We start from the raw sequence: 18934 nt of genomic DNA, 5'->3' as shown, positions 1-18934 counted from the left end.
GTAAAAAGAGTAAAGGGATTAACATTCCGAACGGTCTTGAAGACTAATGACAAATTGTAACCTTATTCTTTACTCTCTTTTCCTTATTCATTCCTAAAATTAATATTTTACAAACATAGGATGACAAGGTGTGCGTATATATCAAGCATAGCATTTGTCATTCCGCAGGAATCTAAACTCACCTAAGATTTCTGATTTTCACTTTAACGTGCCTTAATAACTTCACAATTCTTAATGGTTCAAAATATAGTTGAACCACAAAAGATACAAAAGAATTAAGCACTTAAGTAATTTCAAGTGACAAACTTTACGCATAAGAAGTACACTTAAGGTTTTGAAAATCCATGATTTTCTTCTTATGTGAACTTATTATACAGTATCCTTCTAAACTTACTTAAGTGAACTAAAGTGTTTTAAATAAAAGCTTTTGTGACTTTTTGTGGTTTAGATATAGTAGAACAATGGTAGGGTCTATTTCTATTCACCAAATGATTTCCCCAATTTCTAAGCCAATCATAATACTTTCATCTACATTCTACGGCATTCTCATATAATTTTTGTTCTTTTGCAAAAAGGTTTTAAATTTTAAATAATTGCATGTCGAAGTTTGATGAAATCCGGTATTTCCATGATCAGGAGGTGAATGAAGCGTTAGGGAGTGTATCCCGCGACCCTATGATGAAAGCGCTGATGAATTTTACTTTTCCAGATACGGATGAGCAAATTTGGCTGGAACAGTTTAAAAATATTCATTCCATTAGTGATTTTCAGAGGCATTTTATAGCACAGACCGTTCGTCAGATCCTTACAAAAAGTTCTGACGGTTTGACGACTTCAGGTTTCGACCAGCTGGATAAAAATACCCCTTACCTTTTCATTTCGAATCACAGGGATATTGTGTTGGACACTTCCCTTCTTAACCTTGCCTTACTGGAGAGCGGCCACATTATGACGGCTTCAGCCATTGGTGACAACCTTGTTGGGAGAAAGTTCCTGAATGTATTGGCCAAACTGAACCGTAACTTTTTAGTTCAGAGAGGACTGTCGCTACGTGATCAGCTTAAAAGTTCACAGATCATGTCCGAGTATATTGAGCAACAATTACACCAGGAAAAGCGTTCCGTATGGATTGCCCAGCGTGAAGGCCGCGCCAAAGACGGTAATGATGCTACTCAGCAAGGCGTTTTAAAAATGCTGGCAATGGCAGCGGGAGATCAGTTCCTGACGGATTATTTTAAATCTTTAAAGATTGTTCCCATCTCCATCTCTTATGAATATGACCCTACCGATTCTTTAAAAATGCCCCAACTTCTGGCCAAACACAGGGAAGAGGAATACATAAAAGGTAAAAATGAAGATTTTACCACCATGCTTAGTGGTATATTGGGTCAAAAGAAGAGAATTCATCTGCATGCCGGTCATGTCATTGACAAAGAACTGGATGATATTGCAGCTACCATTGAGAATAAAAATAAGCAGCTGCAGGCTGTTGCACAAATCATTGATGATTCCATTATCCGGAATTATAAGCTATGGCCAACAAAATTTATAGCCTATGATCTGCTTCACAATACCCATACCTATGCTTCACAGTATACTGAACAGGAAAAACAATTGTTTATCCGAAGACTGGAAATGCGTATTGACCCGTCAGATCCCATTTCAAAAGAACATTTCCTGTCGATGTATGCCAATCCACTGATCAATAAGATAAAGGTTGAAGAAAACTAATTTTTCTCCCACAGATTGAGCACATTTTTCTAATATTTTTTTAAAACACTTGAATTCACTTTAGAAGTCAGGAACTTATCACATATTAGTAAGTACACTTTAGAAGAAAATCAGAGATTTTCAAAAAAACTTATGTGAACTTCTCAGCAGTTTATTTGTAACTCCATTCTCCTAAAGTGTTCCCAAAACTTTTGTGGCTTTTGTGGTTATAGTTTTCTCCCGGCAACTCAGGTAAATTGACTCTATACCACTCGATTTTAATGGAACTGATGCTTTTTCATGCTGTTTATTCAGCGACAAAGTCGCCCTAATTTGCTGCCTTACAATAAAACATTCGAATCACTATTCCTTTGCGTTTAAAAAACTATCCAACTCTAATTGAATACATAAAGTTTTTTAATGCAAAGCTTTAATTTTATTACGCTTACTATTAAGTGAGCTAAGAGTGAATCGATTAAAAATCGATTTTGACGAAGCTTACATTTCAAAAGAAAATCAGAGATTTTCAAAAAACTTATGTGAACTTCTCAGCAGTTTATTTGTAACTCCATTCTCCAAAGTATTCCTAAAACTTTTGTGACTTTTGTGGTTATAGTTTTCTCCCGGCAACTCAGGTAAATTGACTCTATACCACTCGATTTTAATGGAACTGATGCTTTTTCATACAGCTTATTCAGCGACAAAGTCGCTCTTCTTTGCTGCCTTACAATAAAACATTCGAATCACTATTCCTTTGCGTTTAAAAATCCATCCAACCCTAATTGAATATAAAGTTTTTTAACGCAAAGCTTTAATTTTATTACGCTTACTATTAAGTGAGCTAAGAGTAAATCGATCTTGACGAAGCTTACATTTCAAAAGAAAATCAGAGATTTTCAAAAAAACTTATGTGAACTTCTCAGCAGTTTATTTGTAACTCCATTCTCCAAAGTGTTCCTAAAACTTTTGTGACTTTTGTGGTTATAGTTTTCTCCCGGCAACTCAGGTAAATTGACTCTATACCACTCGATTTTAATGGAACTGATGCTTTTTCATACAGCTTATTCAGCGACAAAGTCGCTCTTCTTTGCTGCCTTACAATAAAACATTCGAATCATTATTCCTTTGCGTTACATAAATCACCGAATACTTGCTGGAAATCTTTGATTTCCTTGCGTCTTAGAAACAGCACATTATTTAAAAACCTTTGCGTCTTTGCGTTTCCCAACCTATAACTCATCTTCCTCTGTACATCCCTATTAAACTCCCTTACAAATCCCTTTACAAGAGCGTTTTACATCTCTATAACTTTCCAAATCAACCCAGGAAATCTCATGTATTTTTTCCATAAAAAAGTACCACACATTCTAAAAACATAATGAAATTCAATCTATTAAAAATAAAATTGTCTATATTTAAATTAATAAAATATCAGAGGAATTCGATGTTTTGAAAGGCAAGATAATTGCAGTTATCTAAAAACCACACAAAATAAGACCTATGAATGTACAGTTAGATTCACATGTTAAAACTGAAAATGAGCCTATTGATTATTTTCGTCCGGATGTTTTAAATGGCTTACAAAGCACTCCCAAAAAGTTATCTTCAAAATACTTTTACGATAAAATTGGAGATCGTCTTTTCCAGAAAATCATGGCTATGCCTGAATATTACCTTACCCGCTGTGAGCTTGATATTTTTAAAAATAAAACAAATGAACTGGCAGACCTCCTCATTCCTGAACATGAACCTTTCGATTTGATTGAATTGGGAGCAGGTGATGCCATGAAATCTGCCTATTTACTTGAATATTTGGTCAAAAAAGGAGCTGACTTTACGTATATGCCTATTGATATTTCGGGGAATATCCTTTCCATACTTTATAAAAAATTAAGCAGTCAGTTTCCGGCAATGGAAGTAACCTGCCTGGAAGGTGATTATTTTGAGATGCTTCAAAAGGTGGCTTCATTATCTGACCGAAGAAAAGTTGTTTTATTTTTAGGAAGCAATATTGGAAATATGTCCCTGGAGGAAGCTGAAAGTTTCTGCTTGCATCTGAATAAAAACCTGTCATCAAAAGATCGTGTATTGGTTGGGTTTGATCTTAAAAAAAATCCCCACATTATTTTGGATGCCTATAACGATAAAGAAGGGATTACAGCTGCCTTTAATCTCAATCTCCTGACACGCATCAATAACGAACTGGAAGGGAATTTTGATCTGGAACAATTTCAGCATTACCAAACCTATGATCCAGTAAGTGGGGCCTGCAGAAGTTTTCTAATAAGCCTTAAAAATCAAAAGGTAATGATCGGAGACGATAGCATTTCATTTGAAGAACATGAACTTATCGATATGGAAATTTCCCAGAAGTTCTCTGCAGAACAGATCAGAGCATTGGGAGAGAAATCAGGTTTTACCATAACCGGAGAGATTAAAGATTCTAAAAAATGGTTTGTAGACAGTATCTGGCAGGTAAAATAAGGATAAAGAACCTGTGCGCTGGAATGAAATCTGTACAATCTGCCAGATCTGTGAGAGCAAAAAATATATAATGCTTTCAATATAAAATACATCACTAAAACTAAAAGACATGACACCAGAGATCACCACAAAAGATATAGTGAAAAAATATACGGATATCCGCAGACGTTCAGAAGAGATCTGTGCCCCGCTGGAAATTGAGGATTATGTAGTACAGCCTATCGTTGATGTAAGCCCTCCGAAATGGCATCTCGGTCATACGACCTGGTTTTTTGAAACTTTTATTCTGGCTCCTCATTTTCCTGACTATGAAGTTTTCGATCCTCAGTATAATTTTGTTTTTAACAGCTATTATGAAACTATTGGGGCAAGAGTAATCCGTACCGACCGTGGGAACCTCAGCCGGCCTTCTGTTTCAGATATCTATCAATACCGGAAATATGTGGATGAGCAGATGAAGGCTTTTCTTCAGAGCAGATTCATGACGGAAGCCATTGAACCATTATTGGAACTGGGTCTGAACCATGAACAGCAGCATCAGGAATTATTAATGACTGATATTAAATATATCCTGGGACATAACCCACTCTTCCCACCTTATACAAAAGAGAAACAAAGTGTAAAATCTTACGCGGAGGATACACAGATGCTTCGGTTTCCTGAAGGGGTTTATGAAATAGGCTTTCAGGGAGAAGGGTTTTGTTTTGACAATGAGCTTGGAAGACATAAAGTCTATCTTACCGGTTTTGAAATAGCCAGTCAGCTGGTAACCAATGGTGAATATTTAGCATTTATGGAAGCCGGCGGTTACACAGATTTCAGGCATTGGCATGCTGAAGGATGGGATTGGGTGAAACAAAATCAGGCAGAATCTCCATTGTACTGGCATTATATTGACGGTACATGGATGAATTATACATTGAACGGATTACAGAAAGTAGATCCTGATGATATCCTGTGTCATATCAACTTCTATGAAGCCTCTGCTTTTGCATCCTGGAAAGGAATGCGTCTTCCGACGGAAGCAGAATGGGAAGCAGCATCGGATCATTTTAACTGGGGAGACCGCTGGGAATGGACCAATTCGGCCTACCTGCCCTACCCTAATTTTAAAAAAGAAGCGGGTGCTGTGGGCGAATACAATGGAAAATTTATGGTTAATCAAATGGTTTTGCGTGGTGCTTCCATAGCTACACCTGCCGGCCATAGCAGAAATACTTACCGCAATTTTTTTCAAGCCAATTTAAAATGGCAGTTTACAGGAATCAGACTTGCCCAATAATTTTTGCCATGATTACAGTTGAATCAGTTTCAAAAAGTTTTAATGGAAAAACCGCAGTAGATCATATTTCTTTTCAGGCTTATGATCAGGAAATACTCGTGCTCCTAGGAACCAGCGGCTGTGGTAAAACAACCACTCTTAAAATGATCAACCGGCTCATAGAAACAGATTCCGGGAATATTCTGATTGATGGCAAAAATATCCGTGATCAGAAAGCAGAAGAGCTGAGAATGGGAATAGGTTTTGTAATGCAGCATTCCGGGTTATTTCCTCACTATACCATTCAACAGAATATTGCGGTAGTTCCTGAACTGTTGAAATGGGAGAAAAAGAAAACGGAAACAAGGACTCACGAACTTTTAGCTAAGCTTCATCTTTCGGAAGAAGTACTTTCCCGGTTTCCCAATGAATTAAGTGGTGGCCAACAGCAGCGGGTTGGCATTGCCAGAGCTTTGATTGCCGATACTCCGGTTTTACTGATGGATGAACCTTTCGGAGCTCTCGACAATATTACGAAAGCAGATATCCATTCAGAATTTAAATCTTTGGAAGAGCTTAAAAGCAAAACAATAGTATTGGTTACCCATGACGTACAGGAAGCATTTGAGCTGGGTCACCGGATATGCCTGATGGATCAGGGAAAAATTGTTCAGAACGGTACTCCAAAAGAAATGCTTTATCATCCTAAAAATAATTTCGTCATCGATTTTTTTGCTGAAAGCCGGCTTTTGCTGGAATATAAAGTAGCGACCTTACAGGATATTGCCCCTTTCCTGAATACTGAAGATTGGCACTACGAATCTGGCTTTTCAGAAAATGCAAGCGTCTGGGATGCCCTGCAAAAATTAAGCTCAGATCACAATCATACAGGGCTGTATGAAAATCTGGTCAAAGCATTTAATCATTACAGAAAATTACAGACCGTATGACGCATCAGAGTCTTTGGCAGTTTATGGCTGAACAGCATGAAAAGTTATTAACCCAGATCATTCAGCATCTTGGGCTTACCTTTCTGTCTTTATTGCTGGCGATCATAGTAGGACTTCCCTTAGGAATACTGATTGCCAGAAAAAGAAAACTTTCCGGTTCTGTGCTCGGTATTGCCGGTATTTTGCAGACCATTCCCAGTATTGCCCTCCTGGGTTTTATGATTCCTGTATTTGGCATCGGCCCCAAACCGGCCATTGCAGCCTTGTTGACCTATGCTCTTTTACCTATTATCCGCAATACCTATACCGGAATTACAGGTGTAGATCCTGCTGTGATTGAGTCTGCCAAAGCAATGGGAATGAACAGAAGGCAGCTGCTTTTTAAGGTTAAACTTCCTTTAGCTATGCCTGTTATCATTGCCGGAATAAGAACGGCCGCCGTTATTAATGTAGGGGTAGCCACTTTAGCTTCATTTGTAGCAGCGGGTGGTCTGGGAGAATTTATCTTTGGGGGTATTTCGCTTAATAATACCAATATGATTTTGGCGGGTGCTATTCCTGCTGCCTTACTGGCCATTGTATTGGATCAGGTGATTGCCATGATACAAAAGTCGGGGTATCTGGTATTCCGGAAACTGAAATATGTAGTGCCTATTGTTCTTGTTATCATGGCAGCCGGCTATCTGCTGACCTCTGTTTCACATCATAAAATAAAAGCCGGTTTTACCCCGGAATTTATGGGAAGACAGGATGGTGATATCGGGCTGCGTTCTGTATATGGTCTTAATGTAAATCCATTGGTTGTCAATGATGCCATTATGTATAAAGCAGCTTATGAAAAAGAACTGGATCTGATCAGTGGTTATTCTACGGACGGGAGGATCAAGGCCTTTGATCTCTATGTACTGGATGATGATAAAAAAATCTTCCCCCCATACTTTGCAGCTCCCATCATTAAAACCAAAACATTGAAAAAATTTCCGGAACTGGAAGAAACCTTAAATCTGCTGGCCGGTAAGTTCAACGATTCTATTATGACCGATTTGAATTACAGGTCTGATCACCTCAACCAGACACCGGAAAAGATTGCAAAGGATTTTTTAATACGGAATCACCTCTATAAAACTCCCCGGAAAGGAAATTCAGGAACGGTGCGAATCGGTTCAAAAATCTTTGGGGAACAATACATTCTTGCAGAGATGTATACTATGCTTATTGAAGGATATACAGACTATAAAGCAGAAACAAAAACAGGCTTGGGAGGAACCAAAATCTGTTTTGATGCCTTAATGAATGATGCTATTGATATTTACCCTGAATACACGGGAACCGGACTTCTTGTCCTCTTACAGCCTACGCCACAAATCCTGAAAAATGTTACCCAAAGTGCCGATAAAACCTACCGGTATGTTAACTCAGCATTTGAAAAACAATATGGAATTCAATGGCTGAAACCACTTGGTTTTAATAATGCATATGCCTTAATGATGCGCCGAAAACAAGCTGATGATCTGAAGATAAAAAGTATCTCTGATCTTAAGAGGTATGTAGACGGGAAGTAGTTTTCTGTATTTTGATGGACAAATAATTATTCTTTTCTGGACACCTTCCCAATCCAATCACGGTTCAAAAAAAAACACAAAATAGAGGGATAAAATTTGAAAGATATTATATGGACTATCTTTATATTTGAGCTATAATTAAAAAAATGCAGAATAAAATACTTCCTTTTATGGTCTTATTATTGTTTTTGAGTTCCTGCCAGGCTCAGGATACGGATATCCTTCTGATAGATCAGCTGGATAAAACATTTAGTGTTGCAAAATTCTACCAATCGCGGTTGCAAAAAACTGATGAAATTTTATCAACCGATCCCAAAAAGCTGGATAAAAAAACGGCATTAAAAGCCCTGGAAACGGCAATGTTTGAAAAAGACACCTTGGCTTTCTATTCATCGGAAGGAAGGTTACCGTCAGACTTTTATCTGGAGTCTACGAATGACTGGATGAGCAGGAAAAAGAAACCTGTCAAATATTTTGGCTATCAATATAAAACAGTAGTTTATGATGAAGCAAAAGATACTTTGGCGATTTTAAATAAAGTGGTATTTCCTTCTTTGGACATGGCGGAAAACAATAAAGGAGAGTTTGCGTATCTACGAGCCAGTAAAGCCTCACGAAATAAAAATGATTTTTCAGACCTGTTGAGTTTTCTACAAAAAAACAGCAAACGTATACCTATTGGGGACAGCTTATCTGAAGAAGTAAGCTGCTGGGAAAATAAAAATTTCTACTACATTCTGTCTAAAAAAGAGGGAAAGGAGGAAGAGATCCTCTCATACGATCATTCAGGAAACAAAAATTCTAAAATGATTGATATTTCAAACATCCGTCTCGCCATATACAGCAAAGAATATATTCAAACTCTGAAAAAAGAAAAGGCCTACGTTCCGGAATACATTCCGGTATTTAAATAAAAGTTATGAAAAGCAATATATTTACTTTAATTCTAACAATTACGATGAGGCAGAAAATACTTTTAGGTATTGCTCTTGTTGCGGGAACCTGTATTTCTTTTGCCCAGACATTTACCTCATCCGGAATCTGGTATGATATCATGCCCGGGAAACTTAACAGAGACAGCCTTTTGGTCCAAAAAGGGTTTAAAATGAAGTACAGCGGTCCCAAAAAACAAGGAGGTTTTTTGTCTTGTTATGTTAATAAAAAGTCTGATGAATGGATGTTTATTCATGCCAATGTTCAGAATCAGGTCACTTCCATATCTTATCTGCTCCCTACTTTACAGAAATATAAGAAAAACCTGATCGAGAAAAAACGGCTGCTCCCTGGAGAAGAAATACAGGCAATGGGTAAAACCAGGCAGGAAAACAGGATCTATTATGATCTGGGTTATAGTTTTAAGAGGCCTGAATCGCCTGACCAAAAGGAATGAAAATGATGATGAAAATTTCTAAACCATCCTTTTCAAAAACATTATCTTCGCAGCAAATAAAAAAACCTGACAATATGAAAAAAATAATATTCCTGGCCTCAGCCGTTCTTGTATTAAATTCATGTGTAGTATCTACTGCCGCAAAAGTGGTAAAGGGAGCGGTCAATGTAAGCTACAAAGCGGTAAAAGGAACAGTAAACGGGATTAGCTGGGCCGTAAGTAAAGCCAAAGGAAAAATAGATGAAGACCGCCTGGACGGAACCTGGAAAGTCGTAGGAGTGTACCGTGGTTCTTTTGAAGATTTTTCAAAAGATCAGAATCCGGAAAGTTCTTTCAGTACAGATTGTACAGAGAGTTATGATCAGATTATTTTTAAGGCCAAAAAATCTAAATTCCAGCCGGTACACTGCAGTTCCGAGAAAGAAGACTGGGTAAAATATTCTCTTGAATTTGGAAAAAACCCTTTAACTAAGGAAAAGGAAAACTATATAGAGTACAACTCCAACAACTATATTTCAGTTATTGATGTCAACAACAAAACAATGGTTCTGGAAGGTAATGTGATGCCTAAACTGGCTTTTTCCGGAGCTAAGCTCTATCTTTTAGAAAAGGTAAAATAAAAGTGATATCCTCTTCTATTTTACATAAATATTGAAACAATGAATCCCTGCTTCTCACTTTAAAAGCATGGATTCATTGTTTATAATCGTTCACATTATCTGTTTTCTATAGCTGCAATTTTCTTTCCTTCTTCTCCCAAATAATGAACCACCAGCTTTTCATAGATTTTATATCCATCATCTGCATTCGTAAATATTAGAATTCCTTTTCCTGATTTTGGAAGTACAAAGGCAATACAGCGTGTTCCAAGATCAGCTCCTCCATGGGATAAGGCATAATCGCCATTCCCGAGGTCATAGATTTCAAAACCCAATCCAAAATATTTATGTTCTTTTGTTTTTACCTGATTTTTAGTCATTTCCTGAAAAACTTCCGGCTTTAGATTTTTACCTTTCATAACACTGACCATAAAATTGCCATAATCCTGAATGGTAGTATGCAGGTCATCCGCCGCGTTGGCAGCTTTGTTTTTTTCCGTTGGATAAGGCTTTCCTTCTTTATTATATCCTACCGCAAATCTAGATTCTTCTGTATTAGGATCCCAAATATAATTGGTATCATTCATGGTAAGCGGCTGAAAAATCAGTTCCTTGGCAAGTTGGTCCAACGGTTTCGCAAACTTCTTTTCCAATGCTTTACGCAGGTATTCAAAACCTTCTCCGGAATATTGATATTGTGTTCCCGGCTCAAACTGAAAGCTCAGCTTTTTATCAGGATTCATCCATCTCCAGTTTGGGAAGCCTGTCTGATGGCTCAATATCATTCTGGTCGTCAGTTTGCTGTGTCTTGGATCGTTTATAATATCAGGATCTGCCCAGTACTGATCAAGAGGTTCATCCAGATTCCAATTCCCCAAACTGATCAGACGCAGTGCTACCATTGCTGTTACAGGCTTGGTAAGTGAGGCCACATTGAAACAGGTATTATAGGGTGCCGGAACTCCTTTTTTTATTTCTCCAAAAACTCTTATCTGTTTAAGTTCTCCTTCTTCAATGATTCCCAGCCCAAGTGCCGGGACTTTATTTTCTTTCAACCAGCTTTCAATCGCCTGGTCATCTTCAGGAATATCCTCCTGAATTGCTGATTTTGCATGATGATCAAAACTTAGGGATTTTACCAGTTTCCAGCTGCCATTTTCTACCATCCAGAAATTGGTGAACTTAGCCTCTCCGCCCAATTTCTCAGGTGTGCCTTTTTCTTTTTCATAAAAAAGGTGGTTACCATTCTGAATAACGGCATATAGTTTTCCGTTTTGGTACATCGGATAGATTTCGGAACTTTTCTCTATTAAAACTCTTTTTACCTGGCGCATTTCCGGTGCCTTGCACAGTCCGTTTTTAAAATCAATCATGAATTTCTTTTTATCAGACATACCGTCTTTGTCATGATAAAACTCCAGCCGGTCGCTCAAAATATTCTCCATTTGAGAAATATTACAGGTATTAAATCCTACTGAAAAAAGCAGACTGTCTCTGGACATAATGGTCTTGTACAAAGCGTCAGTTTTTTCTATTTGTGCTTGTGTATTGCTAAAGAAAAAGATGAAAAAAGGAAGTATAAAATGAGTATACTTTGTCATTGTTAATATTTTTGACAAAGATTGGATTTTAGTATGTTTCAGCACACAAAATGAACCCGACAAAAACCCGACAAAGCCCTGACAGGCTTTATATCATACTGAAATTCAGCTTGAAATACAGTTTCTTATTCCTATCTATTTCCGCTGCATTACGTAGAATAATAAATACATTAGAGAGTGCAATCAGGATCATGAGGATCAGGGTAAACGGACCTCCGAGCTTTAGAAAGATTCCCAACATAAATACAATAGGGGCTATTGCCGTCCACAACATCTGAACCGAAATGATCTGTCTCGCCAAACTGTTTTTCTGCTTCATTGTAAACATCAGCAGCAGGGGAACCAAAATATTAAGGGGTGGCAGCACAACAAATAAAAGTGAAGAGAGATTGATCATTTTGATCAGAGCATAGTTTATTTCTTGTGATTCTTCAATACTCTCCGTGATTTCTTCATAAGAACTTACTGTGACAGCATTCTGCAATACGCTTTCTTCTATATCCAGGGTTTGTGCCAGCGCTCTGAGTGTATGTCCCTTAGGCTCTGTACCCGCTTCTATCCGCTGGATCGTGCGTACAGAAATTTTTGACTTCTCTGATAATTCTTCCTGGGTCAGGTTTTTCTGCTCTCTTACGGCTTTTAATTTGGACATAGTATGATTATTCTATAAAGAAATGTTCATTATTTTTCGCGGGCTAATTTACATATTTTTCAGTAGTAAAGGTTGAAGCATTATAACAGGCAAGTAATTCCTATAAAAATTGGCCATCGTATTATAAATAAATGTAATTTTAATAAAAATATTTACCATATCTTATTGATAATCAATAAAACATTATTTAATATAACCCAAAATACTAATCTGTTTATGGAAAACACCTCAGCCTCTCCATTGGATATCAGGAAAAATATCGCCACTTATCTGGGGCTCACCCTGCTGTTTTGCCTGCCTGTTTATTATATGTGTATTGTTACCGGAAAACTGGGAGGCGGAGCTATATCTTATGCAACCATTGTTATGTGGTGTCCTGCAATTGCAGCCCTGCTGACCTGCCGCATCAGAAAAATCCCTATTGCTTCCCTGGGCTGGAAATGGGGCCTCACCAAGTATCAGCTGATAGCATATTGTATTCCTCTGCTGTATTCGCTTATCCCCTACCTTATCATCTGGATAAGTGGTGCCGGAGGTTTTTATAATCATGAATTTGTAGCTGAAACAGGAAAAGGGATGGGCTGGAACCTTCCTGATGGAGTAACCATTATCCTGTATATTCTCCTGATGAGCAGTTTTGGAATGGTACGTTCTGTTGGTTCTGCCCTGGGCGAAGAAATTGGCTGGAGGGGACTTCTGACTCCACAATTAGCGAAAATAAACTCCTATACAGCAACTTCCTTATGGATGGGAGTGATCTGGTCACTTTATCATTATCCTCTTCTTCTTTTTTCCAATTACAATACAGGCGGACCCAAATGGCTTGCATTAACCTGTTTTACAGTTATGATATTTGCATGTTGTTTTATCTTCACCTGGCTGCGCTTAAAATCAGGAAGCCTTTGGACGGCGGCTATTTTACATGCCAGCCATAACCTTTTTATTCAGGCTATTTTCACACCTCTTACGGTAGACAAAGGGCATACCAATTATTATATCGACGAGTTTGGTATTGCTCTTCCCATCGCTACAGCTATCGTAGCGTACTTCTTCTGGAGAAAACGAAAGGAGTTGCCGGAACAGAAAATTGCAGATTCCAATCTCCTTACCGCCAATCCATAATTAACATAAAAAAAACAGAGTGCTATATGATTATAACGCTCTGTTTTTTTTAAAAAATTTATTATTCTTTATAGATAAGCCTGTTTAAACTAATTAAAAATTGAGTCACAAAAGCTGAGTGAAACGCTATAAACACTTTAGTTTATTTTAAGTTTAAACGGATTGAAAATAAAAGTACACGTAAGCAAAAAATCTTTGATTTTTTTTTTAACCTTACGTGAGCTTTAGTGAGATTATTTTCACAGCTTTATTAAATTAAAGTTTCCAAGAAACTTGTGATTTTTGACTACGTCGAATCTTCGATTTGTGGTTAAAATAAAAAGTGTAAACCAGTTCAGATTATATTTTCTGAAAACCGGAAGGGTTAAAATACTAATTTTTCATCCACTTATCCCTGTCATCCCGATATGAGCTTTCAGTGTCATTCAACCGTTCTTGATACTCTTTCTTATTTTGTGGAATTCTACGCTCATATTTCATTGGTATTTCCACCCAACCTGCAGGTCGTAAATATTCCACAATAGTTTCCATATCAACATCACTAAACCCCACTGAATAAATGCTTTTATCTTTTTTTGATATAGGTGCCGGAGGTTTGTCATCTTTACGGTAGGGGGCCAGGTCAGATCCGGCATATTTTTTCTTTTGGGCCTCACCTTCGTTGTTTATTTCTTTTATTCTTTTCTCCAGTTCTTTGATACGCGAAAGGCTTTCAGGACTTTCACCGTTGTTTTTTAAGGTATTAAGTTCTTCCGCCAGTGGCCTTGTTTTCTCATTTGTGTTTCTATTTATTTCGTTAATCTGGTATTGAATATATTTACCGGACCTTGTAGGAGGTTCTCTTAATAAAAGCCTTTCATATCCGGTTGCTTTACCGCCTTCCACTGTTTCACCGTCCCCTTTATTGAACCATATCGTCATTCTGCTTCCACTTTCACTTCCTTCTTCTTCCATATACCGGACCTTATATCCCAGCATGGCCATTACTTCAAGGTTCCCGCTTCGGAATCCCAGATGCTTTACATGATCAAAGTGCCTCTGAAAATAATCGTACAACTTAAATTGCCCCAACCGGGTGTTCCCTCCCCATGCTTTCAGTTTGGGAGAGTCTCCCCGCCAGAATTCTGTAATATTAAATACTTTTCCGGACTCGTAGTATTTATTAATCAGATTTGCCGTCTCATCATATTTAGATGCTCTTTCTTTCACATATCCTTTATCTCCGGTAATAATGATGGCATCATACATATCAGCCACCCTGTGTATAATCTGTCTAATCCCCCAGTAACTCGTATCATGTTCTATATGGATATCTCCTCCTTTCCCGCTGAAACGGGACCATAAAATCAGCAAACTCTTTCCGCTTGTCGGTATTCCCTGTGTTTCCAGCCATATTTTTATCGCTTTATCCTGGCTTTCGTTTATGTCCCATGCATTTCTTAATTCACTTCTCATTGTCTCAGAAAAATTTCTGGCTATATATTGGGTTCCCTCCCCTACAGGCTTATAATAGTTTCTGGTTATTTCTCCTACCGGGATACCATAGGGCCTTACAAGGCTTATAGCTTGTTTCTTCAGCAGGCTTGCCTGTCCTGGGCTTCTCATTCCGTCAACGGAAACCGGATGTATCCTGTCCTGATGTATACCGGAACTCCTGTAGAATTCTATGATCGCTTTGCTGTTATCATAAGGGTCTTTTGCATTTCCATCATTATCCATCGTGGTTGATATCAATACATGATATTTTTTATTGTTTATCATTGTTGCAGCAATAGCAAACATATCTCCGGTGGCATAGCCTGGCTGCACAATGATAATAGGAGCTTTTTCCGGTAAATATCTTTCGTCTTCTTGGTTCATATTATGGTTTTTTAATGTTTCAATGGGTTAAAAGACAAATTTCAGGGTAAAGCTGCGGTCAGTATAGAGGGGATCTACCCATTTTCAGAAATTCAGGGTTTACCCGTATCGGCCAATGATGTATTTGTATATTCATGTATTCACCGGTCTATAATCCTGAATACCCATCATGCGATATTTTCATAATTTAAATTTCCATACCCACCCTTTATTTTCCAAAACTCATAACTCATAACTCATAACCAGCTTATAACTCGCAACTCATAATTTACACATCAATACAACTCACCTCCTCCACATTTCACTCATAGGAGAATTCCCTTATTTTTTAAAATTCAGTTTTTTCCCTTAATGAAGACTTATTCTGTTTGATGACATTTGTAACAGACAAAAGAGACAAACAATCTTACCGTTGAGATTCAATCAAAAATAATATAGAGGTTGGGTCGAAAGAAAATCTTTGAAAGAAGATATATGACAAGTAAAATAACAGTAACCAAATTAAACCCAGAATATGGCAGATACAGTAAACAACCAGACTACAGATGCAGTAACGCAGACGAATGTTACCGTGCTTGGTGAATCTCCCGCACAGGCCATGAGTATGCTTTACCAGATGGCTACACACGCCAGTGGAATTTCCATTCAGAATTCGGTAACGAACCAGCAGAACTTAAATCAACTTAACCCTGCGATTGTTGCTGATGCCATTAAAATTTTAAAAGGATAATATAAAACATTACCATCATGAGTGAAAACCACAGTGAAACCCAACAATCCCAGGCAGCAAATGCTACCACTCCGGCGGAGAAAGCTGTAGTATTTGTGAACAGTGAGGTATTGGCTCCGCCTAAAGCTTCCCCAATGACCGGAGTAACAAAAGTAATGATAGAACAGTCTACAGGAATGATGGTTCAGGATTTACAGTCTTTTTTAAAAGGTTTTGAGCAGGTAGGTCTTATTGCATTAAGCAGGCTTGCCAATAATTTACTGACCTATGGAACAACTTTCGGCCCGGCGCCGGGCAGTAAAGAAACGGCCGGTATGATGGCAGAGCAGCCACAAAGTCAGGATGCAGGAAAAGGAAATGAAATGATGAAAGACTTATTCAAAATGGTAAGTGACTATGCTGAAGTGAAAGCTAAAATTTCCAATACGATCTATAATGTCAACACGCCTCCGGTTTCCAATGACTTTCCCCCTTCTCCCTCATTTACGGAGGTTTCCGCTGAGACTGAAGATTCTGAAAAAAAAAACGAATAGCAGAAGCAATTCCGGAAGAAACCTCAGAAAAGGAAGATATGAGAAAAAACTTTATCTCGGCTGATCATGGGGGAAAATTAGTATTAAAGTCGATAAAACTGACACAGCCACTCGTAAAACCAGAAATTAAAGAAGCCGTAATCCCTTCAGCAGAACCTGAAGTACAACCAAAGAAGAAAACAATAATAACCCAACTCATTGAAAAAATTAAAATAAATAAAAGATGAATTATTCTTCAGTAACCAAACCCGCCAAAATTTTAAATCTAGAAAGCTTACATGATTTAAATGAACGACTTTACCTGACCAGAAGCAGCGATACTCTCTATCTGGAAACCAAAAAGACGGATCATAATGCAGAACGTATTGTATTTAATCTTCAGACATCAGACATTAATATTCAGCCATCTATAAGACTGGTCAACTGTATCAACAGAGGAAATAAAAGATATAATCATTTCCAGTCTTTCGTTGTGGAACCTAAAGATAAATCAACGGGAATAGCCGTGATAATGATCAAGCTGGACGATCCGAAAGCCTTTTATTGTAATGTGAGAATTTTACCATTTACAACTTTAAGCGAAATTGTTGTTCCGGATCTTGACTCAAAGCTTCTTACCATCAATCTTGAAAAATCAAAATGGACACTCAAAGCGGATATTACGATCACGGCATCTGATACGGGAGAAGCTCTGTACTCTGTACATGATGTGGATGTAGCATCTATTTCTGAATTGGTAACCCAGGATAGAATAATTGAATTGAAAAGAGAACTGGAATTCCAGGCTTCCAAACTTATTGCCCATTATTTCCAGGAAATCCTGAGTATTATTGTAAATGAAAACCCTCCAAATGGTAAGTCTCTGGTAATTCCGGATGATTATATCCTGACCCTTCCTCCCAACCAGTTAAAAGAAATGTTGTCAGCCAGTGCTATTTCAGCTTGTATTGCTTTGGAGATTACAGGATATAATGTAGTAAGGGATATCAACCGGGACTGGAGGAATGCGTCTGCATTTATTAATAATCTGCTTTAACCGTAGCATTAACTTCTAAATATAAACAACATGTATGCGCAGAAGAATCCGTAAAGAAGCCCCCGCTCCCAATTCTCAAGCACCAGTGTCAGAGCCAGAATCCATCGGAAAAGAGATCATGCCTTTTGTATTAAGACATGAAGATGAGATTATTAATTATATCAAGGACAAAGCAGTTAAGGAAACAATGAAATCTCTTGCTCCTTTACTGGAAAAACTGGAAGAAGCGGTTAAACAGCAAGAAGCTGCCCCAATGCCTGCTGCTGCGCCACCGCCTCCTGATACGCCTGTGATGAACTATGAAGAACAGCTGAAAAAACTTCAGGAAGCCTCAACGGCAAAAGTGAAAGAGAAAGAACTCAAAATCATGGAACGCATGAATAAGCTGAATTCAAGATTGGGTAATATCCATTCATAATACAAACTACAAAATATAACCCGTATGGACGAAATCAATGTACTCATTACCGGAATGTCTACCGCTGTACCTCAAGCTATTTCTACACAGGTAAGTGCACATTCCACAGGATTAATGCAGATGAATTCTGCCTTAAACCAACAAAGGAATGCCATGGCCGGAATCAGTAATTATGTCATGGGCTTAAAAAAGATGAGTCCCAAAAATATAAAAATCAAAGAGTTGGAAATATTGAAAAAAGAACGTTTTTAATACAGCTCTTACAAACTACGGATGCGGCTTATTTTCTCTGTAAAGATGAAATCCGATGCCCTCAACATATATACAATCAAGCCAACATCTATTTTTTGCACCGTCTTTCAGATGCCGTCAATGTACAGAAGCAATTATTCAGAATCCATATTCCAGCCCGAAGGAGTTCAGCATTGCCGGTATACCTACAGCAGAAATTTATTTTTAAGACAGATCTTAAAAATGGCCGCATCCTTTTATCAAAAGATATGATTTAAACTCATGCAGATTTTACAGATGGTATTTCAACCATTGTATTCAGAGCCACCCTTCAGATCCAATTATTCATTACCTGTCTATACCAATGCTTTTGAAAGGTATTCATCTGCAGGATCTGTAGTGAGTTTAAAATTAAAATGTAAAACTAGTTTACCTCAATAATTATTAACCGAGATCAGATCTCAACAAAAACAAATTACAATTATGCCAGTTAATGAACAAATCACAGACGCAGTAACGCAATCGAACGTAAAAGTAGTAGGAGAATCTCCTGCAATGGCTTTGGCTAACGTGTATCAATCTGCAGCACATTCAACAGGAATTATGTTTGAAAACGCTGTCAATACACAAAACCAACAGAATATTTTAGGCCAGGCAGCCACTACTCAGGGAATCCTTCAAATCTATAGTCTTGACACTGTAGCCGATGCAGTTTCTATCGCGAAGATCCTAAAGCCTTAATTTTTAAACTTTTTTAATAAAAGTAACGACCTCATCCGGAAAGCCCGGTTGTCC

Annotated in this window: 19 protein-coding genes; 16 read left to right on the top strand and 3 right to left on the bottom strand. The window is 37.8% G+C overall.

The window, feature by feature from the left end:
* The first annotated feature begins 597 nt into the window (after nucleotides 1–597).
* The 8 genes from LQV47_RS06190 to LQV47_RS06155 all read left to right on the top strand — a co-directional run bounded on the left by LQV47_RS06190 (nucleotide 598) and on the right by LQV47_RS06155 (nucleotide 9977).
* Nucleotides 598–1731 carry a 1-acyl-sn-glycerol-3-phosphate acyltransferase gene (locus LQV47_RS06190; RefSeq protein WP_230034917.1) on the top strand — a complete coding sequence of 378 codons (1134 nt, stop codon included), beginning with the start codon at nucleotides 598–600 and terminating at the stop codon, nucleotides 1729–1731.
* Nucleotides 1732–3210: 1479 nt separating this feature from the next.
* Entirely contained in the window at nucleotides 3211–4194 is a 984-nt protein-coding gene (gene egtD / locus LQV47_RS06185) for an L-histidine N(alpha)-methyltransferase (protein WP_230034915.1), read from the top strand.
* A gap of 109 nt (nucleotides 4195–4303) precedes the next feature.
* Complete coding sequence (egtB, locus tag LQV47_RS06180; protein WP_230034913.1) at nucleotides 4304–5476, top strand: ergothioneine biosynthesis protein EgtB; 1173 nt, start codon at nucleotides 4304–4306, stop codon at nucleotides 5474–5476.
* 8 nt (nucleotides 5477–5484) lie between these two features.
* On the top strand, nucleotides 5485–6405 hold the full coding sequence (locus LQV47_RS06175; protein WP_230034911.1) for an ABC transporter ATP-binding protein: 921 nt from the start codon (nucleotides 5485–5487) through the stop codon (nucleotides 6403–6405).
* Nucleotides 6402–7967 (top strand): glycine betaine ABC transporter substrate-binding protein, encoded by a 1566-nt coding sequence (locus tag LQV47_RS06170; RefSeq protein WP_230034909.1) that lies wholly within the window; start codon nucleotides 6402–6404, stop codon nucleotides 7965–7967. The genes LQV47_RS06175 and LQV47_RS06170 overlap by 4 nt, the downstream gene beginning before the upstream one ends.
* 146 nt (nucleotides 7968–8113) lie before the next feature.
* Entirely contained in the window at nucleotides 8114–8881 is a 768-nt protein-coding gene (locus tag LQV47_RS06165) for a hypothetical protein (protein ID WP_230034907.1), read from the top strand.
* 5 nt (nucleotides 8882–8886) lie between these two features.
* On the top strand, nucleotides 8887–9357 hold the full coding sequence (locus LQV47_RS06160; RefSeq protein ID WP_230034905.1) for a hypothetical protein: 471 nt from the start codon (nucleotides 8887–8889) through the stop codon (nucleotides 9355–9357).
* 74 nt (nucleotides 9358–9431) lie between these two features.
* The gene (locus tag LQV47_RS06155) at nucleotides 9432–9977 is read left to right on the top strand and encodes a membrane lipoprotein lipid attachment site-containing protein (protein WP_047487191.1); all 546 of its coding nucleotides are present in this window, start codon (nucleotides 9432–9434) and stop codon (nucleotides 9975–9977) included.
* Nucleotides 9978–10072: 95 nt separating this feature from the next.
* On the opposite strand, the gene LQV47_RS06150 is transcribed toward LQV47_RS06155, so the two are convergent.
* Both LQV47_RS06150 and LQV47_RS06145 read right to left on the bottom strand, forming a co-directional pair.
* The gene (locus tag LQV47_RS06150) at nucleotides 10073–11557 is read right to left on the bottom strand and encodes a beta-lactamase family protein (protein ID WP_230034903.1); all 1485 of its coding nucleotides are present in this window, start codon (nucleotides 11555–11557) and stop codon (nucleotides 10073–10075) included.
* A gap of 88 nt (nucleotides 11558–11645) precedes the next feature.
* A complete protein-coding gene (locus tag LQV47_RS06145; RefSeq protein ID WP_230034901.1) occupies nucleotides 11646–12209 on the bottom strand; it encodes a helix-turn-helix transcriptional regulator in 564 nt (187 codons plus the stop codon).
* A gap of 216 nt (nucleotides 12210–12425) precedes the next feature.
* On the opposite strand from LQV47_RS06145, the gene LQV47_RS06140 reads away from it, so the two are divergent.
* Nucleotides 12426–13331, top strand: a complete 906-nt coding sequence (locus LQV47_RS06140) for a type II CAAX endopeptidase family protein (protein ID WP_230034900.1) — start codon at nucleotides 12426–12428, stop codon at nucleotides 13329–13331.
* Between the two features lie 372 nt (nucleotides 13332–13703).
* Here LQV47_RS06140 and LQV47_RS06135 read toward each other — a convergent pair whose 3' ends face one another.
* Nucleotides 13704–15191, bottom strand: coding sequence for a hypothetical protein (locus tag LQV47_RS06135; protein WP_230034899.1), 1488 nt, complete (start codon nucleotides 15189–15191; stop codon nucleotides 13704–13706).
* A 514-nt stretch (nucleotides 15192–15705) separates the two neighbouring features.
* On the opposite strand from LQV47_RS06135, the gene LQV47_RS06130 reads away from it, so the two are divergent.
* The 7 genes from LQV47_RS06130 to LQV47_RS06100 all read left to right on the top strand — a co-directional run bounded on the left by LQV47_RS06130 (nucleotide 15706) and on the right by LQV47_RS06100 (nucleotide 18880).
* On the top strand, nucleotides 15706–15921 hold the full coding sequence (locus tag LQV47_RS06130) for a RebB family R body protein (protein ID WP_047400697.1): 216 nt from the start codon (nucleotides 15706–15708) through the stop codon (nucleotides 15919–15921).
* A gap of 17 nt (nucleotides 15922–15938) precedes the next feature.
* Entirely contained in the window at nucleotides 15939–16454 is a 516-nt protein-coding gene (locus LQV47_RS06125) for a hypothetical protein (RefSeq protein ID WP_230034898.1), read from the top strand.
* Nucleotides 16455–16492: 38 nt separating this feature from the next.
* Nucleotides 16493–16681: a hypothetical protein gene (locus LQV47_RS06120; RefSeq protein WP_230034897.1), complete on the top strand. Its 189-nt coding sequence runs from the start codon at nucleotides 16493–16495 to the stop codon at nucleotides 16679–16681.
* A complete protein-coding gene (locus tag LQV47_RS06115) occupies nucleotides 16678–17490 on the top strand; it encodes a hypothetical protein (RefSeq protein ID WP_230034896.1) in 813 nt (270 codons plus the stop codon). Before LQV47_RS06120 ends, LQV47_RS06115 begins: the two co-directional genes overlap by 4 nt.
* A gap of 34 nt (nucleotides 17491–17524) precedes the next feature.
* Nucleotides 17525–17908: a hypothetical protein gene (locus LQV47_RS06110; protein ID WP_230034895.1), complete on the top strand. Its 384-nt coding sequence runs from the start codon at nucleotides 17525–17527 to the stop codon at nucleotides 17906–17908.
* Between the two features lie 24 nt (nucleotides 17909–17932).
* A complete protein-coding gene (locus LQV47_RS06105) occupies nucleotides 17933–18160 on the top strand; it encodes a RebB family R body protein (protein WP_230034894.1) in 228 nt (75 codons plus the stop codon).
* Between the two features lie 462 nt (nucleotides 18161–18622).
* Complete coding sequence (locus LQV47_RS06100) at nucleotides 18623–18880, top strand: RebB family R body protein (RefSeq protein WP_034697220.1); 258 nt, start codon at nucleotides 18623–18625, stop codon at nucleotides 18878–18880.
* The last annotated feature ends 54 nt before the right edge of the window (nucleotides 18881–18934 follow it).

The organism is Chryseobacterium sp. Bi04 (assembly GCF_918698085.1).
Taxonomy (GTDB): domain Bacteria; phylum Bacteroidota; class Bacteroidia; order Flavobacteriales; family Weeksellaceae; genus Chryseobacterium.
This window is presented reverse-complemented; position numbering and strand designations above follow the sequence as displayed.

What these genes read in the sequence shown, in the direction of transcription:
- LQV47_RS06190 (WP_230034917.1), top strand. Translation starts at nt 598, where the DNA reads ATGTCGAAGTTTGATGAAATCCGGTATTTCCATGATCAGGAGGTGAAT.
- egtD (WP_230034915.1), top strand. Translation starts at nt 3,211, where the DNA reads ATGAATGTACAGTTAGATTCACATGTTAAAACTGAAAATGAGCCTATT.
- egtB (WP_230034913.1), top strand. Translation starts at nt 4,304, where the DNA reads ATGACACCAGAGATCACCACAAAAGATATAGTGAAAAAATATACGGAT.
- LQV47_RS06175 (WP_230034911.1), top strand. Translation starts at nt 5,485, where the DNA reads ATGATTACAGTTGAATCAGTTTCAAAAAGTTTTAATGGAAAAACCGCA.
- LQV47_RS06170 (WP_230034909.1), top strand. Translation starts at nt 6,402, where the DNA reads ATGACGCATCAGAGTCTTTGGCAGTTTATGGCTGAACAGCATGAAAAG.
- LQV47_RS06165 (WP_230034907.1), top strand. Translation starts at nt 8,114, where the DNA reads ATGCAGAATAAAATACTTCCTTTTATGGTCTTATTATTGTTTTTGAGT.
- LQV47_RS06160 (WP_230034905.1), top strand. Translation starts at nt 8,887, where the DNA reads ATGAAAAGCAATATATTTACTTTAATTCTAACAATTACGATGAGGCAG.
- LQV47_RS06155 (WP_047487191.1), top strand. Translation starts at nt 9,432, where the DNA reads ATGAAAAAAATAATATTCCTGGCCTCAGCCGTTCTTGTATTAAATTCA.
- LQV47_RS06150 (WP_230034903.1), bottom strand. Translation starts at nt 11,557, where the DNA reads ATGACAAAGTATACTCATTTTATACTTCCTTTTTTCATCTTTTTCTTT.
- LQV47_RS06145 (WP_230034901.1), bottom strand. Translation starts at nt 12,209, where the DNA reads ATGTCCAAATTAAAAGCCGTAAGAGAGCAGAAAAACCTGACCCAGGAA.
- LQV47_RS06140 (WP_230034900.1), top strand. Translation starts at nt 12,426, where the DNA reads ATGGAAAACACCTCAGCCTCTCCATTGGATATCAGGAAAAATATCGCC.
- LQV47_RS06135 (WP_230034899.1), bottom strand. Translation starts at nt 15,191, where the DNA reads ATGAACCAAGAAGACGAAAGATATTTACCGGAAAAAGCTCCTATTATC.
- LQV47_RS06130 (WP_047400697.1), top strand. Translation starts at nt 15,706, where the DNA reads ATGGCAGATACAGTAAACAACCAGACTACAGATGCAGTAACGCAGACG.
- LQV47_RS06125 (WP_230034898.1), top strand. Translation starts at nt 15,939, where the DNA reads ATGAGTGAAAACCACAGTGAAACCCAACAATCCCAGGCAGCAAATGCT.
- LQV47_RS06120 (WP_230034897.1), top strand. Translation starts at nt 16,493, where the DNA reads ATGAGAAAAAACTTTATCTCGGCTGATCATGGGGGAAAATTAGTATTA.
- LQV47_RS06115 (WP_230034896.1), top strand. Translation starts at nt 16,678, where the DNA reads ATGAATTATTCTTCAGTAACCAAACCCGCCAAAATTTTAAATCTAGAA.
- LQV47_RS06110 (WP_230034895.1), top strand. Translation starts at nt 17,525, where the DNA reads ATGCGCAGAAGAATCCGTAAAGAAGCCCCCGCTCCCAATTCTCAAGCA.
- LQV47_RS06105 (WP_230034894.1), top strand. Translation starts at nt 17,933, where the DNA reads ATGGACGAAATCAATGTACTCATTACCGGAATGTCTACCGCTGTACCT.
- LQV47_RS06100 (WP_034697220.1), top strand. Translation starts at nt 18,623, where the DNA reads ATGCCAGTTAATGAACAAATCACAGACGCAGTAACGCAATCGAACGTA.